The sequence below is a fragment of the Pedobacter sp. Leaf176 genome (assembly GCF_001424305.1).
In the GTDB taxonomy this organism is placed as follows: domain Bacteria; phylum Bacteroidota; class Bacteroidia; order Sphingobacteriales; family Sphingobacteriaceae; genus Pedobacter.
Genome location: NZ_LMPD01000003.1, coordinates 329,097 through 343,455, shown reverse-complemented (window position 1 = coordinate 343,455; position 14,359 = coordinate 329,097). Strand labels below are relative to the sequence as shown.

Genomic DNA, 14,359 nt, shown 5'->3' with positions numbered 1-14,359 from the left:
CACTACTTGATACTACTATGTTTAAACTCAACTTAAAAATCGCCTGGCGGAACCTTTGGAAAAATAAGATTTATGCGGCCATAAACATTGGCGGTTTGGCTATTGGCTTAACCTCTTGCTTACTACTGTTATTATATGCCGGTTATGAGTGGGGTTATGACCGGCAATTTAAAAACTCACCGCATATTTATCAGGCGATGATTAATTTAAATGACCAGAAAGGAGAAGTGATCAGAACAATAAACCAATCGCAGAATGTGATGTTGGCTGCACTTAAAGAAGAATTTCCTGAAGTATTATATGGTGCCAGAATTACCGATGTTTATAAAAGATTGGTGGCCAATGGACAAGAAAGCTTAAAATTAGATAGTAGGTATGTCGATCCCGATTTTTTAAAATTATTTGATTATCATTTTATAAGCGGAAATTCTACAAAGGCATTAAATGATCCCAATTCTATTGTTTTAACTGAAACAGCAGCAAAAAAAATATTTGGTACAACAGATGTGCTTAATCAAAAAGTAAGATTTGAAAATCAGGTTGATTTGAAAGTTACAGGTGTAATAAAAGACCTTCCTACCAATGTTACCTATGGATTCGAATCGTTAACCACCTTTAATTTATATGAAAATTTAAACCAGTGGCCAAAGAAACCAAATTGGGGTAGTCATGATTATTACACTTTAATAAAAGTAAACGAAAATACAGATATAGAAGCCTTTAATATGAAGTTAAAGGGTTTTGTAGGCAAACACTTTGCTGCTGCCAAAGAGGATGTATTTATTTATCCTTTAACAAAATTACACCTACATGGAGCATTTTTAAATGGTAAAAGTATTGGGGGAAATATTAAGCAGGTGCAACTGTTTGTTGGTTTATCTATAGGTATTCTCCTTATTGCCTGTATTAATTTTATGAATTTGGCAACCGCCAATACACAAGGCAGAGCAAAAGAAATTGGCGTCAAAAAAACAATGGGTGCATCCAAGACAGATCTGGTTTTTCAGTTTATGTTGGAATCATTCATTTTAACACTAACAGGTGTTTTATTAAGCATTATTCTACTCGAATTCAGTTTACCAATGTTTAACCGGCTATTAGAGATTGACATTGTGTTTGATTACCTCAATCCAGCCAACTGGATATTGATTTTTAGTGTTTTGCTTATAACCGGCTTCATATCAGGAAGCTACCCTTCATTTTACCTTTCTGGTTTTAATGTGATACAATCACTCAAAAAATCCTTAAATTTTAAAAAAGGATATGCCTTAACTTTCAGGCAGGTTTTGGTTGTAATACAATTTGGCTTTTCGGTGGTATTAATTGCGGCAACCATAACCATCTATAAACAAATCCAGTTTATTAAAAATACGCCTTTAGGTTATAGGTCAGATGGACTGCTGGAAATGCCTCACGAAGGATTGTTGTACGAAAAATTCAACCTGTTAAAAACAAGATTACTTTCTAGTGGCGCTGTTGTAGGCGTAACACAATCATCTGGCAGTATTTCGAACAAAAACAGTAGTGTAAGAGGTTTAGGCTGGGATGAGATGAGCGAAAGTGATAAAATGATCGATTTTGATCAGATGTATACTACTTATGATTTTACTAAAACAGTAAACATCAGGTTGTTGGCAGGAAGGGATTTTGATCAGAAATTTGCTTCGGATACAGCCGCAATACTTTTGAACAAAAAAGCGGTTGAAGTAATGCACCTGAAACGCCCGGTTGGTACCAGCGTTATATACCAGGGAAAAAAAAGAAATGTGGTAGGTGTTTTTGATAATATTGTTTGGGGTGACCCGAGTAAAGTTGCCGCACCTATGGTTATTGCTTATGCAGATATCAGCGATGTAATTACCATGCGCCTAAATCCCGACAAAAATTTAAGTGAAAGCATCGGCACTATTAATAAGCTGGCAAAAGAATTAAACCCAGATTTCCCTGTCGAAATCAAATTTATTGATGGTTTAAACGAAATTAAACTGAAAAATGAAAAGATTTTGGGCACCTTGGCGAATCTTTTTGGATGTCTGGCCGTTTTCATATCTTGTTTAGGTTTATTCGGCCTTTCATCTTTTAGTACAGCGCAAAGAATAAAAGAAGTAAGTATCCGCAAAATCTTAGGTGCTTCAATTACGGAGTTGATGACTTTGCTTTCTTTAAGTTTTTTAAAATTAATATTTATTGCAATCGTAATTGCGCTGCCAGTTGCCTATTATATTATGAATAACTGGTTAATGCAGTTCGAACTCAGAACAAGCTTAAATTTGTGGATGTTTATGGCAACAGCAATGCTTATAATGGTAATTTCAATTTTAACAATTACATGGCAAACCTATCGCGCTGCAAAAACAAATGCGGTTGATGCTCTAAAAAATGAATAGAGCTAAAAGACTAAAGCTGAAAGGCTAAAGCGAAAACCAGTCTTGATACCTGATACTCACTACCTGATACTTGATACTCACTACTTGATACTCACTACTTGCTACTCACTACTTGCTACTCGATACTAACTACTCGATACTAAAAAATGTTCAAACTCAACTTAAAAATCGCCTGGCGGAATCTTTGGAAAAATAAAGTTTATGCGGCCATTAATATCGGCGGATTAGCGCTCGGATTAACTGCTTTTGTACTGATGCTTCTCTACATCAATCATGAAGAAAGTTATGACAGCTGGTCTCCGGATTTAAAGAATGTTTATCAAATCCGTGAAAAACATGATTTCTTCACACCTGATAATAAGGAGCACTGGAACGAAATATCTAACAGCAGAATAGCTAATTTATTAAGAGCAAAATTGCCTCAGGTTGTTGCGGTAACCAAAGTAGACAATGACTTTGATTTCGACAATGGTTATTCCTTGAAAGTTGATAATGCCGATCCGGTTATAATAAACAAAATTAAAGATTCTGACAGCAGTTTTTTCCATGTATTTCCGTATCAGTTTTTACAGGGTAGTGCCGATAAAGCGCTGGAGAACAAGGAAACTATTGTTCTGAAAGAAAGCCTGGCCATGCAGCTTTTCGGAACGACGAAAGTGCTCGGAAAAACAGTGAAAGTTGTGAGATGGGAAACTGATAAAGGTACCGCCTTAACGATTACAGGTGTTGTTTACGAACCAAACACTCCGCAAAGTGTAAATTTTAATGCAATTACCCGCACTGGGAACAAAGATAAAGACCCAGAAAATCCTACAAACAACAATTATTGTCAGGTTTACACAAGATTAAATAAATCAAGCGATACACTTGTTTTGAATCAAACTTTGCAAAAAATATATATCGACTTTAAAAAAAGCCTTCTGAGTGGGCAAAAAAAGAATTACAATGATATTTATAAAGATGGAAAATTGCCCGGTCTGAAGGTAATTCCAGTTTCAGAAGTTCATGCTAATCCGCCATACAATATGAATTGGTTTGAGAAGTTAAAGCCTGTCATGGCCATCTCTGCCTTTTTATTATTAGTGTCGGTTATAAACTTTATCAACCTGGCGACTGCTCAATCTGTTCAAAGGGCAAAAGAAGTTGGTGTTAAAAAAGTACTGGGTTCATATAAAACACAACTGACCTGGCAGTTTTTAGTCGAAGCAGCACTTCAAAGTATTATTTCTTTATTCCTTTGCATCATTTTAATTGAGATTGTATTACCTGCATTTAACAACCACTTCAAAGTTGATTTGAGTTTTTGGCATAATGCACAGCTGCCCGTTATGATAAGTCAATTGGTTGGATTGTTTGTCTTTGTAACATTGCTTGCAGGCTTTTATCCCGCATGGATTTTATCAAACTACAATCCGGTCTCTGTACTTAAAGGAAACTACGAGAACGGGTTACGCGGCATAGCTTTGCGTAATGTTTTGGTCGTTTTTCAATTTATAATTTCCGTTACATTTATAATTTCTATTGGTGTAATGGAACTGCAATCGCGGTTTATGAGCAACAAAGATTTAGGTTTCGAAAGGGGAAATCTAATAAATATAAATACCAATTATGAAGATGATTTCGTCGAAAGGTTGAAAAAGATACCAGGAATTCAATATGTCGCCACGACCACTCAGGTAATGGGCAACGCTTTCAATGTACCGGAAGAGGTAAATTATAAAGGTAATGCAATAAATCTCAACACAGTTACGGTAACTATGGATGCCCTGCCAGCGCTCGGCGTTAAAGTGGTGCAGGGAAGAATCTTTTCTAAGGAATACAAGCAAGACACCGTTAATACAGTGGTTTTAAACGAAGCTGCAGCAAGCTTGTTTGGTAAAAATGTAATCGGACAAACTTATGGAAAAGTAGATTGGGAAGGAAAAACAAATCGCTTTCAAATTGTAGGTGTGATTAAGAACTACCACAACGAAGGTTTTGACAAAACTGTTTTGCCAACAGTTTATAAAGTGACTAGCCTTGGCGGAACATCGAATACAAATAATTTGCTGGTTCGTTTTAATACCTCAAAATATAAGGAACTTATTGGCAAAATTGAAAAAGAATGGAAGGTGCTTTATCCCAATTTTCCGATGGTATACAGCTCATTGGACGATGCGTTTTCAAAAAGTCTTGAAGATAATAACCGCTTCATAAACATGATAATTCTTTTCAGTTTGGTTTCTGTTTCGTTATCATTGCTGGGCTTGTTTGCGTTATCTACATTCGTCGCGAGGCGGCGGACGAAAGAAATAGCCGTCAGAAAGGTACTTGGTGCATCGAATATCCAAATTGTTAATCTTTTAAATAGATCATTCCTGGTATTGGTTATTGTTGCTAACCTGATAAGCTGGCCGGTTGCCTACATCATTATAAAAAAATGGCTTGATGGCTTCGCTTACCGAATAGATATGCCCATTTCCCCCTTTTTAACCGCTACCTTAATCTCCATAATTATTGCCGTGTTAACCGTAAGTATACAGGCCAGAAAAGCAGCGGTGACCGACCCGGTAAATGCACTTAAATATGAGTAGAGCTAAAGACTAAAGCTGAAAGACTAAAGCTAAAAGAAAAGTAAAAGACTAAAGCGAATGCCCATGTCTTGATACTTGATACTTGATACTTGATACTAACTACTTGATACTAACTACTTGATACTACAAAAATGATAGACTTAAAAAACATCGAGAAATACTACGCCAGCAAAGGCATAAAACATTACGTTTTGCGCCATGTAACCACCACCATTAAACAAGGGGAGTTCGTCTCCATAATGGGCCCTTCTGGTGCTGGTAAATCTACTTTACTTAACATTCTGGGCATGCTCGAAGAGCCGACTTATGGAACTTACGAATTTATGGGTGAAGATGTAACCAGTTTAAATGAACGAAAACGAATTGAGCTTTACCGGAATCACATCGGCTTTGTATTTCAGGCTTATCATTTAATTGATGAAATGACGGTTTACGAAAACATTGAAGCCCCTTTACTTTACAAAAAAATCGGAGGTTCTGAGCGCAAAAGCAGAATCGCCGATTTATTAGATAGGTTTAATATTGTAGCGAAAAAAGATTTATTTCCAAATCAACTTTCGGGCGGACAACAACAACTTGTTGGTATTGCAAGGGCTTTGGCTGCACAACCATCCATTATCCTCGCTGATGAGCCTACTGGAAATTTGCAATCGGCCCAGGCTGAAGAAATTATGCAGCTTTTTCAAAAACTAAATAAAGAAGAAGGCATCACAATTATTCAGGTAACACACTCAGAAAAAAATGCCGGATATGGCAACCGGATTTTGCATATTGCCGATGGTGTTGTTAAAGATGATGTAGCGGTTTCGAATAATGTAAAAATTTAGGGTACTATCCATTAAAAGCATTCAGTTGCACTTAAATTGTAATCAGCTGAAGTAGAGTCAGACCTTTATGCGAAAATTTTCAGTACTATTAATTTTAACTTTTCTTTCTTTCAAATTAACTGCCCAAGATTGCAACTGCTCAATTAACTTTAATGCTGTTGTTGACCAGGTAAAAGACAATTACGCAGGTTATAACGACAAAATAACTAAAAAGACTAATGCATCTTTTGAAATTTTTACAAAAAAATTAACGGCAAGGGCTATAAAAACGAAAAGCATCGATTCATGTTATGTTCTGATGAAAACGTGGACCAATTATTTTCAGGATCAGCATCTTCGTGTCCAATTCGACTGGAAGTATAGACAACAATTTCCCGAAAAAATTAGAGAATTGAACAGGCAATTTCCCAAAAAGGTACTACCCCCGGCAGCTCCGGATAGCTTAACAAATGAAGCCAGCCTTACTCAACTCGATGCTGAAACAGTATTATTTAGGCTGCCTTCTTTTGAGTGGCCGGAGACACAAAAGATAGACAGTTTAACTACCATTGTTAGAAAAGAATTTAAGGAAACGCCTTATTGGATAATCGATATTAGAGGGAATGAAGGCGGCACAGATTACGCCTTTAGTAATTTATTACCATTCCTATATACAAATCCAATTGTAATTATGCCTGATGAGTATTGGTCATCTAAAGGGAATATTGATATTTTAAAAGATAATCTAAAAGCCAATGATTTACCTGCCGATGGGAAGAAATTTCTTAATAATGTTATCAAACTCATGGAAAGCAATATTGGAGATTTTGTTAACCCTTCGGGCAAAGATAAATTTGTCACCAATTTAGATTCAATATATGCCTATCCGAAAAAAATCGGAATTTTAATAGATAGAAACAGCAAAAGTTCGGCAGAATCTTTTTTGCTGAGGGCAAAGCAAAGTAAAAAGGTAACTATTTTTGGTGAAAATTCTGCTGGCAGTTTGGATTACGCAAATACGCAGTTTTTCAATCTTCCATGCAAAACTTTTAATCTCGTAATCGCAATATCCAGATCAAAAAGATTGCCGCTTCATCCGATAGATAATATCGGAATCACACCAGACATCGCAATACCAAATTCAATTTCAAATAAAGTTAATTTAGTTTTACGCGAGCTAAAAATTAATTAAATTTTGTTTAGGCTGGTCTTTAAACAAATTGCATTTTTGCCTTATGCAAAAATCTTTTACCGATGGGATGGGGCGGGAGGTGACAATAAATTTTCCTCCCAAGCGGATTGTGTCTGTTGTTCCATCTCAAACAGAATTACTATTTGATTTAGGGCTGGATAAAGAAGTTATTGGATTGACGAAGTTTTGTATTCATCCGATTGAAAAATTTGCAGGGCGCACCAAAGTTGGAGGAACAAAAAAACTCAACATCGATTTAATTAAAGATTTAAAACCCGATTTGATTATTGGTAACAAAGAGGAGAACACACAAAGCGATATTGAAGAATTAGCCGAATTTTTCCCGGTTTGGATGAGTGATATATTTACTTTGGATGATGCCATGGAAACCATCACAGAAATTGGCGGACTGGTCGACAGGGCGCCTGAGGCATCGTATCTTAATCACCTAATTTCTGCAGGTTTTGGTGATTTGAAAACTTTGGCATTGCAAAATAATATCGATAAAAAGGTAGCCTATCTTATCTGGAGAAAGCCATTTATGGCTGCTGGTAAAAATACATTTATAGATGATGTACTTTTAACGAATGGAATGACTAATGTAATTGATCAGGAACGTTATCCGGAAATTACGCTGGAAAAACTGAAAACTTTAAACTGCGAGCTGATTCTGCTATCTTCAGAACCTTATCCTTTTAAAGAAAAACACATTGAAGAGATACAATTAGCTGTTCCAAACGCTAAAGTAGTTCTTGTCGATGGTGAAATGTTTAGTTGGTATGGTAGCAGGCTTGTAAAAGCCGTCCAGTATTTTTTTGAATTTCAAAAAGAACTAAACTAATTTTTTTAGATTGCGGGCCAATTGCCAACTAAATCTTCATCATGAAAAAAATTATCATTTTATCTCTGTTTGTAGCTGTAATATCCGATGTACCTCGTTTAAAGATTCAAACACTAAAAAGCATGTCACAGTAACCGGAACAATTCAAAAAATAGGCATGACAACTTACCAATATGGAACACATTCAATAAAAGGAGAAACTAAAACTTATGCTTTGAAAGGTGGCTCAATTAACCTCGATTTATACCTTGATAAGAAAGTAACCATCAAAGGTACTAAGGTTCCAGGCTATCCATTGGAAGGCGGACCTGAATTTGTCGATGTAACGCTTGTAAAGTTCTAAAATTATACTTGCTTAGACTGAGTTACTTAGCTATTTTTTTGAAAAAAAAACATAAAATATTGTAAATCCTTTTTGAAGTTTCAGGGTAATTCCTATCTTTGCAATCCAAAATAAATCCTAATTGCGGATGTGGCGTAATTGGTAGCCGCACCAGACTTAGGATCTGGCGCTTCACGGCGTGGGGGTTCGAGTCCCTTCATCCGCACAATAAATGAAGCCGTTTCGATGTTAAATCGGAACGGTTTTGTTTTTTATTGATTTGATAAAAAAATATAAATCGATGTGGGTTTGAGCCTGTATTATCTGTCTCATACCTCATATCTCAATACTCATATCTGAAATGAATATTACACAGGAAAAAACCGGCAACTTAAATGCTGTTGTAAAAATCAAAATCGCACCTGCAGATTATACCGGCAAAGTAGATAAAGCAATTAAAGACCAGGCAAAAAAAGCGCAGTTACCTGGCTTTCGTAAAGGAATGGTTCCTGCATCTCACATTAAAAGAATGTATGGCAAGAGTATCCTGGTAGAAGAGGTTAACAATTTGTTAAACGATACTTTATCAAACTACATTGCAGAGCAAAAATTGGAAATTCTAGGTCAGCCACTTCCCAAAATGGACGATGAAAGAGAATTCAAATGGGATAACACGGATGATTTTGAATTTGATTACGAATTAGGGTTGGCTCCTGCTTTTGAGGTGAACATTTCTTCAAAAGATAAATTCACTCAATATGTTATCAAAGCTGATAAGGAAACTTTAGAAGAACGTATCAAAAATATTCGTCGCAGTTATGGTAAAATGTCAAATCCTGAAGCGTCTGCAGAAGGTGATGTTTTATATGCTGATTTGGTTCAATTAGGGAATGACGGTTCTGTTTTTGAAGGTGGCATTAGCAACTCAGCAACACTTCGTTTGGATCAGGTAAAGGATGAAGAAATTCTTAAATCCTTAATCGGTTTAAAAAAGGATGATATTGTAACTATTGATGTTCAAAAAGCCTTCGGTGATGCTGCACTTATTGCAAAAGCATTGAACATTTCCGAAGAGGATGCTGCAGAACTGAAATCTAACTTCCAGTTAACAGTGAAAAATGTCAACCGTTTAGAAGAATCCGAATTGAACCAGGAATTTTTTGATAAGTTATTTGGTGAAGGTACGGTAACTGATGAAGCCGGTTTCAGGGAAAAAATTACTGAAGAGGTAGAAAGTATGTTCAAGCAAGATGCTGAACGCCAGTTATCAAACGATATTTACGAGCAGCTTTTAACAAAGCATAATTTCGAGCTGCCTGATGAGTTTTTACGTCGTTGGTTGAAAGCCACAAACGAAAAATTAACAGACGAGGAATTGGCAGAGGGTTACGATGATTTTGCTAAAAACCTGAAGTGGACTTTAATCGAAAATAAAATCATTAAAGATAATAACATCGAAATTAAATATGAAGATGTAGTTGCTGCTGCTAAAGCTAAATTAGATGCTCAATTCAGAATGTACAGCCCTAGCCCGCTTCCTGAAGATCAGCTGGCGCAATATGCTGTTCAATTCTTACAGGAGAAAGAAAATGCGAACCGTACTTTTGAAGAAGTAAAAGCGCTTAAAACTTTCGAACAAATTAAAACGATTGTTACTTTAGAAGAGCAAACAATTGACTACGATAAGTTTGTCGCTTTGGATAAAAAATAATGCATAGGGCATAGAGCTGAGTGCTTTCAATGCCTTAAAAAAAAATCCAATTTAAAATCTTAATTTGCTTAAATGGCAAAGTTTAGATTTCAAGACTTACTAATTTGGCAGAGAGCAGTAATAGTAGGTAATAAGTTGATTGATATTTCTGAAAAACTAGAAGAAATAAAAAAGTTTAGATTCGCAGAGCAGCTTCGAGGAGCTGCTCTTAGCGTATCCAATAACATTGCAGAAGGCTCAGGCTCAAATTCAAATCCAGATTTTCGTAGATTTCTGAATTTCGCTCATCGTTCTATTTTTGAAAATGCAAATATTCTTTTGGTTTTGAATTTAAGAACACTTGTCTCAGATAGGGATTTGGCAGATCTATTAGAAGAATTGGATGTTTTAGCGAGGATGATTTCAAATTTTTCGAAAAGCTTGAAATAGCAAGTGCTATATTGTCAGTATTTTTTTCATGGTATGCTCTTTGAGTGAACATCTATAATTAAAATATTATTTATATTTTGGTTTTTTATTATTCAAGAAACTATGGGGACAGGATATTCAACTCTATGCCCTCTGCTAAAAAACTCATGGAATGAACATAGATTCACAAGAATTCAGAAAATTTGCCGTTAAACATCAGGGGATTGGCGGTTTACACGTAGATAAATTTATTGCACAAGCTAACTTGTCGCCGCAATCGATGACGCCATATATTATAGAAGAACGCCAGTTGAACGTTGCGCAAATGGATGTTTTTTCCAGATTGATGATGGATCGCATTATCTTTTTGGGCGATGCCATTTATGATCAGAATGCAAATATCATTCAGGCTCAGTTATTGTTTTTGCAATCAACAGATGCAGATAGAGACATTCAGATTTACATCAACTCGCCAGGTGGTTCGGTATATGCAGGTTTGGGTATTTACGATACCATGCAATACATACAGCCGGATGTGGCAACAATTTGTACCGGCATGGCGGCATCAATGGGTGCAGTTCTATTGGTTGCGGGTGCAAAGGGCAAACGTGCTGCTTTACCTCACTCAAGAGTGATGATTCACCAGCCATCAGGAGGAGCACAAGGCGTTGCATCTGATATGGAAATCAATTTGAGAGAGATGTTAAAATTGAAAAAAGAATTATACGATATTATTTCTGAGCATTCAGGGCAAGCGTACGACTGGGTTGAAAAGGCTTCAGACCGTGATTACTGGATGACTGCCGATGAAGCAAAAGGATTTGGTATGGTAGACGAAGTATTATCGAGAAACTCGAAAAAAGATGGCGAAACAAAATAAAGAATCCCGTTGCTCATTTTGCCACTCCGGCAAGCATGAAACTTTGATGTTAATTGAAGGCATGGATGCGTTTATCTGCGATAAATGCATTACACAGGCTAATCAGCTGCTTGCTCAGGAACTGGGAACAAAGAATAGTAAAGGCATTCAATCAACACTTACATTATTAAAACCGCTTGAGATAAAGCAGCATTTGGATCAGTATGTCATTGGTCAGGATGATGCCAAAAAGGTTCTATCGGTGGCAGTCTACAATCATTATAAACGTTTAAATCAGAAAATTGATAAAGACGAGATAGAGATTGAAAAGTCGAACATCATGTTGGTTGGCGAAACCGGAACAGGCAAAACGCTTTTAGCGAAAACAATTGCTAAAATACTTCATGTCCCTTTCTGTATTTGCGACGCTACTGTTTTAACAGAGGCCGGCTATGTTGGAGAAGATGTAGAAAGTATTTTAACGCGTTTATTGCAGGCAGCAGATTATGATGTTGCTTCGGCAGAGCGTGGAATCGTTTACATTGATGAAGTTGATAAGGTTGCCCGTAAAAGTGATAACCCATCGATTACACGTGATGTGTCTGGAGAAGGTGTTCAGCAGGCTTTGCTGAAGATTTTAGAAGGTACAATTGTTAATGTGCCGCCCCAGGGTGGCCGCAAACATCCTGATCAAAAAATGATTCCGGTTAACACAAATAACATCTTGTTTATTTGTGGCGGCGCTTTTGATGGTATCGAAAGAAAGATCGCTAACCGTTTACGTACGCAGGCAGTAGGGTATAAGGTTAAAAAAGACGATACAATTTTAGATCTTAAAAACCTTTACAAATACATTACGCCTCAGGATTTAAAATCATTTGGTTTAATTCCTGAATTAATTGGTCGTATCCCGGTTCTTTCTCACCTCAATCCATTGGATAAAGAAACGCTGAGAAATATTTTAACGGCACCGAAAAATGCGTTAACCAAGCAATACGAAAAGTTATTCGATTACGAAGACGTGAAACTAGTGTTTGATGAAGATGTTTTAGATTTTATAGTAGATAAAGCAATGGAATATAAACTCGGCGCACGTGGTTTGCGCTCTATTTGTGAAGCCATTATGCTCGATGCCATGTTTGATACGCCAACGCAAAAGGATGTCAAGGAATTACACATCAATCTCGATTATGCGATAGAGAAGTTTGAAAAGGCCGACTTTAAAAAGTTACAAGCCGCATAAAAAATCAAATCCTTCCCGAGCATCGGGAAGGATTTTTTTTAATATAATATTTTATTAACGCTATGCGCCCGGCGCTATGCTCAAAGCTATTTATTATGAACGAAGAAAAAGACGTAAAAAAAGACGAGGCAATTGTAAAAAATTCAAAAAAAATAAAAGAGGTAGAAAGTCCGGTTAAATCCGGATTGAAATCTAAAGATGAAATCGTTAAAAATTGGTTACCAAGATATACAGGCAGAACATTAGATCAATTTGGAGATTATATTCTTTTAACCAACTTCAGTAAATATGTAAGCATGTTTTCCGAATGGAATGATAATGCGCCGATTATGGGATTGGATAAGCCTATGCAGAGTGTAACGGCAAATGGAATTACAATCATCAATTTTGGTATGGGAAGCCCGCTTGCAGCGACAATGATGGACCTACTCACCGCCATTAAGCCCAAAGCTGTTCTGTTTTTAGGGAAATGTGGAGGTCTGAAAAAGAAAAATCAACTGGGCGATTTAATTTTGCCAATTGCAGCAATCAGGGGAGAAGGAACCTCAAATGATTATCTTCCGGCAGAAGTACCTGCACTGCCGGCCTTTGCACTTCAGAAAGCGATTTCTACAACAATCCGCGATCATGGTAGGGATTATTGGACCGGAACCTGCTACACAACAAACAGAAGGGTTTGGGAACACGACAAAGAGTTTAAAAAGTATTTAAAAACTTTAAGAGCTATGGCAGTAGATATGGAGACTGCAACCATTTTTACGACAGCTTTTGCTAATAAAATCCCTGCAGGTGCTTTGCTGCTTGTGTCAGATCAACCAATGATCCCAGAAGGTGTTAAAACTGCTGAAAGTGATAGTTCTGTTACAGAAAAATATGTGGAAACACATTTGAGAATTGGTATCGACTCATTGAAACAACTAATTAATAATGGTTTAACCGTTAAGCACTTACTGTTTTAAGTTCGGGCTGTCTTCATTGCGAAAAGGACAACGAAATGAGCTTAATGCGATCAGTAAGGTAATCACAGATCAGTCAAAGCTGATCTTTTTTTATGTTCTAAAATTTAATCTTTGAAGTCGGGTAGATAACCGTGAAGAATTAAATCATCTAGGTCGTTTATTTTGTAATTACAGCCATTATGGAGTAATACAATCCTATCAGACACATCCAATATCGACTTGTAATAATGATCTGTTATAATGAAGCCTTTGTAAGGCTTAAGTTTGTTAATGTGCCGCTTTATTTCATCAATTAATAATGGAGCGAGTTGCGAAAAAGGCTCGTCTAAAAGAACAAATTCGGCGTCGCTGTACATAATAATTAAAGCCTCCAATAACCGGACCTCGCCGCCGGAAAAATCCCGAAATTTTTTGTTTAGATTATTTGCTACAAATTCAATTTCAAGCAGCTGATGACTATAATTTTTACAGAATGTTTCAATAGCTTTACCAAGGGTTAACTTATTAGGTATAAATTTATCTTGTGGCAGGTAAGTTATTTTTCCTGATAAGTATCCTTTTGAGATTAGCTCTTCATTCAATTTTAAGTATTTGAAGTCCGGCTTTACTGTTCCAAAGATTATCTTTAGTAAAGTAGATTTCCCACTGCCGTTCCGGCCTAGCAGCCCAACAACTTCGCCTACTTTACAATTAAGGAATACACCGTTTAATATTGCCCTTTGATTAAATTGCTGGGTAACACTGTCAATAAAAAGTTCCTGCATAATAATGTTGTGGTTATTATTAAAAGTAAAATTGCAATATCATAAAGAATAATATTACCCAGTATTTTGCGGAAACCCAGTCCCATATTTTTATAGAAATATCGATGTTTCTGTAAGAAGAACCGCTCAATAATTATTGAAAAGAACCACCCGATTGGTTTCATGAAAATTGTCATGGCGTAGCCACCAGGTTTGTCGTATCCGTCCACAACGAAAAATAAACCTATCAGCAAACTTACCAAAACGTTCCATAATAAAACCGGTTTGTAAACTATCATTAAGTTTTTGAAAAGG

General features: G+C 36.4%; 12 protein-coding genes and 1 tRNA gene. 12 read left to right on the top strand and 1 reads right to left on the bottom strand.

Going from position 1 to position 14,359, the window contains the following annotated elements:
* Positions 1-17: 17 nt before the first annotated feature.
* From ASF92_RS10255 to ASF92_RS10200, 12 genes are all read left to right on the top strand, one after another.
* Positions 18-2,387 (top strand): ABC transporter permease, encoded by a 2,370-nt coding sequence (locus tag ASF92_RS10255; RefSeq protein ID WP_056091948.1) that lies wholly within the window; start codon positions 18-20, stop codon positions 2,385-2,387.
* Positions 2,388-2,533: 146 nt separating this feature from the next.
* Positions 2,534-4,960: an ABC transporter permease gene (locus tag ASF92_RS10250; protein ID WP_056091945.1), complete on the top strand. Its 2,427-nt coding sequence runs from the start codon at positions 2,534-2,536 to the stop codon at positions 4,958-4,960.
* 131 nt (positions 4,961-5,091) lie between these two features.
* On the top strand, positions 5,092-5,787 hold the full coding sequence (locus tag ASF92_RS10245) for an ABC transporter ATP-binding protein (RefSeq protein WP_056091942.1): 696 nt from the start codon (positions 5,092-5,094) through the stop codon (positions 5,785-5,787).
* A gap of 67 nt (positions 5,788-5,854) precedes the next feature.
* Positions 5,855-6,958: a S41 family peptidase gene (locus ASF92_RS10240; RefSeq protein ID WP_056091939.1), complete on the top strand. Its 1,104-nt coding sequence runs from the start codon at positions 5,855-5,857 to the stop codon at positions 6,956-6,958.
* Between the two features lie 43 nt (positions 6,959-7,001).
* On the top strand, positions 7,002-7,799 hold the full coding sequence (locus ASF92_RS10235; RefSeq protein ID WP_056091936.1) for a helical backbone metal receptor: 798 nt from the start codon (positions 7,002-7,004) through the stop codon (positions 7,797-7,799).
* A gap of 157 nt (positions 7,800-7,956) precedes the next feature.
* Positions 7,957-8,142: a hypothetical protein gene (locus ASF92_RS10230; RefSeq protein WP_056091932.1), complete on the top strand. Its 186-nt coding sequence runs from the start codon at positions 7,957-7,959 to the stop codon at positions 8,140-8,142.
* A gap of 123 nt (positions 8,143-8,265) precedes the next feature.
* A tRNA-Leu gene (locus ASF92_RS10225) sits at positions 8,266-8,347 on the top strand.
* A 135-nt stretch (positions 8,348-8,482) separates the two neighbouring features.
* Positions 8,483-9,832: a trigger factor gene (tig, locus tag ASF92_RS10220; protein WP_056091929.1), complete on the top strand. Its 1,350-nt coding sequence runs from the start codon at positions 8,483-8,485 to the stop codon at positions 9,830-9,832.
* Positions 9,833-9,904: 72 nt separating this feature from the next.
* Positions 9,905-10,261 carry a four helix bundle protein gene (locus tag ASF92_RS10215; protein WP_056091928.1) on the top strand — a complete coding sequence of 119 codons (357 nt, stop codon included), beginning with the start codon at positions 9,905-9,907 and terminating at the stop codon, positions 10,259-10,261.
* A 151-nt stretch (positions 10,262-10,412) separates the two neighbouring features.
* The gene (gene clpP / locus ASF92_RS10210; RefSeq protein WP_056091926.1) at positions 10,413-11,120 is read left to right on the top strand and encodes an ATP-dependent Clp endopeptidase proteolytic subunit ClpP; all 708 of its coding nucleotides are present in this window, start codon (positions 10,413-10,415) and stop codon (positions 11,118-11,120) included.
* Positions 11,104-12,342, top strand: coding sequence for an ATP-dependent Clp protease ATP-binding subunit ClpX (gene clpX / locus ASF92_RS10205; RefSeq protein WP_056091923.1), 1,239 nt, complete (start codon positions 11,104-11,106; stop codon positions 12,340-12,342). Before clpP ends, clpX begins: the two co-directional genes overlap by 17 nt.
* Positions 12,343-12,437: 95 nt before the next feature.
* A complete protein-coding gene (locus tag ASF92_RS10200) occupies positions 12,438-13,301 on the top strand; it encodes an AMP nucleosidase (protein WP_056091921.1) in 864 nt (287 codons plus the stop codon).
* Between the two features lie 104 nt (positions 13,302-13,405).
* Here the strand turns inward: ASF92_RS10200 and ASF92_RS10195 are convergent, their stop codons facing one another.
* Complete coding sequence (locus tag ASF92_RS10195; RefSeq protein WP_056091915.1) at positions 13,406-14,065, bottom strand: ATP-binding cassette domain-containing protein; 660 nt, start codon at positions 14,063-14,065, stop codon at positions 13,406-13,408.
* Positions 14,066-14,359: the final 294 nt, after the last annotated feature.

Excerpts from the sequence above, each read along its gene's own strand:
- ASF92_RS10255 (WP_056091948.1), top strand. The coding sequence starts at position 18 with ATGTTTAAACTCAACTTAAAAATCGCCTGGCGGAACCTTTGGAAAAAT.
- ASF92_RS10250 (WP_056091945.1), top strand. The coding sequence starts at position 2,534 with ATGTTCAAACTCAACTTAAAAATCGCCTGGCGGAATCTTTGGAAAAAT.
- ASF92_RS10245 (WP_056091942.1), top strand. The coding sequence starts at position 5,092 with ATGATAGACTTAAAAAACATCGAGAAATACTACGCCAGCAAAGGCATA.
- ASF92_RS10240 (WP_056091939.1), top strand. The coding sequence starts at position 5,855 with ATGCGAAAATTTTCAGTACTATTAATTTTAACTTTTCTTTCTTTCAAA.
- ASF92_RS10235 (WP_056091936.1), top strand. The coding sequence starts at position 7,002 with ATGCAAAAATCTTTTACCGATGGGATGGGGCGGGAGGTGACAATAAAT.
- ASF92_RS10230 (WP_056091932.1), top strand. The coding sequence starts at position 7,957 with ATGACAACTTACCAATATGGAACACATTCAATAAAAGGAGAAACTAAA.
- tig (WP_056091929.1), top strand. The coding sequence starts at position 8,483 with ATGAATATTACACAGGAAAAAACCGGCAACTTAAATGCTGTTGTAAAA.
- ASF92_RS10215 (WP_056091928.1), top strand. The coding sequence starts at position 9,905 with ATGGCAAAGTTTAGATTTCAAGACTTACTAATTTGGCAGAGAGCAGTA.
- clpP (WP_056091926.1), top strand. The coding sequence starts at position 10,413 with ATGAACATAGATTCACAAGAATTCAGAAAATTTGCCGTTAAACATCAG.
- clpX (WP_056091923.1), top strand. The coding sequence starts at position 11,104 with ATGGCGAAACAAAATAAAGAATCCCGTTGCTCATTTTGCCACTCCGGC.
- ASF92_RS10200 (WP_056091921.1), top strand. The coding sequence starts at position 12,438 with ATGAACGAAGAAAAAGACGTAAAAAAAGACGAGGCAATTGTAAAAAAT.
- ASF92_RS10195 (WP_056091915.1), bottom strand. The coding sequence starts at position 14,065 with ATGCAGGAACTTTTTATTGACAGTGTTACCCAGCAATTTAATCAAAGG.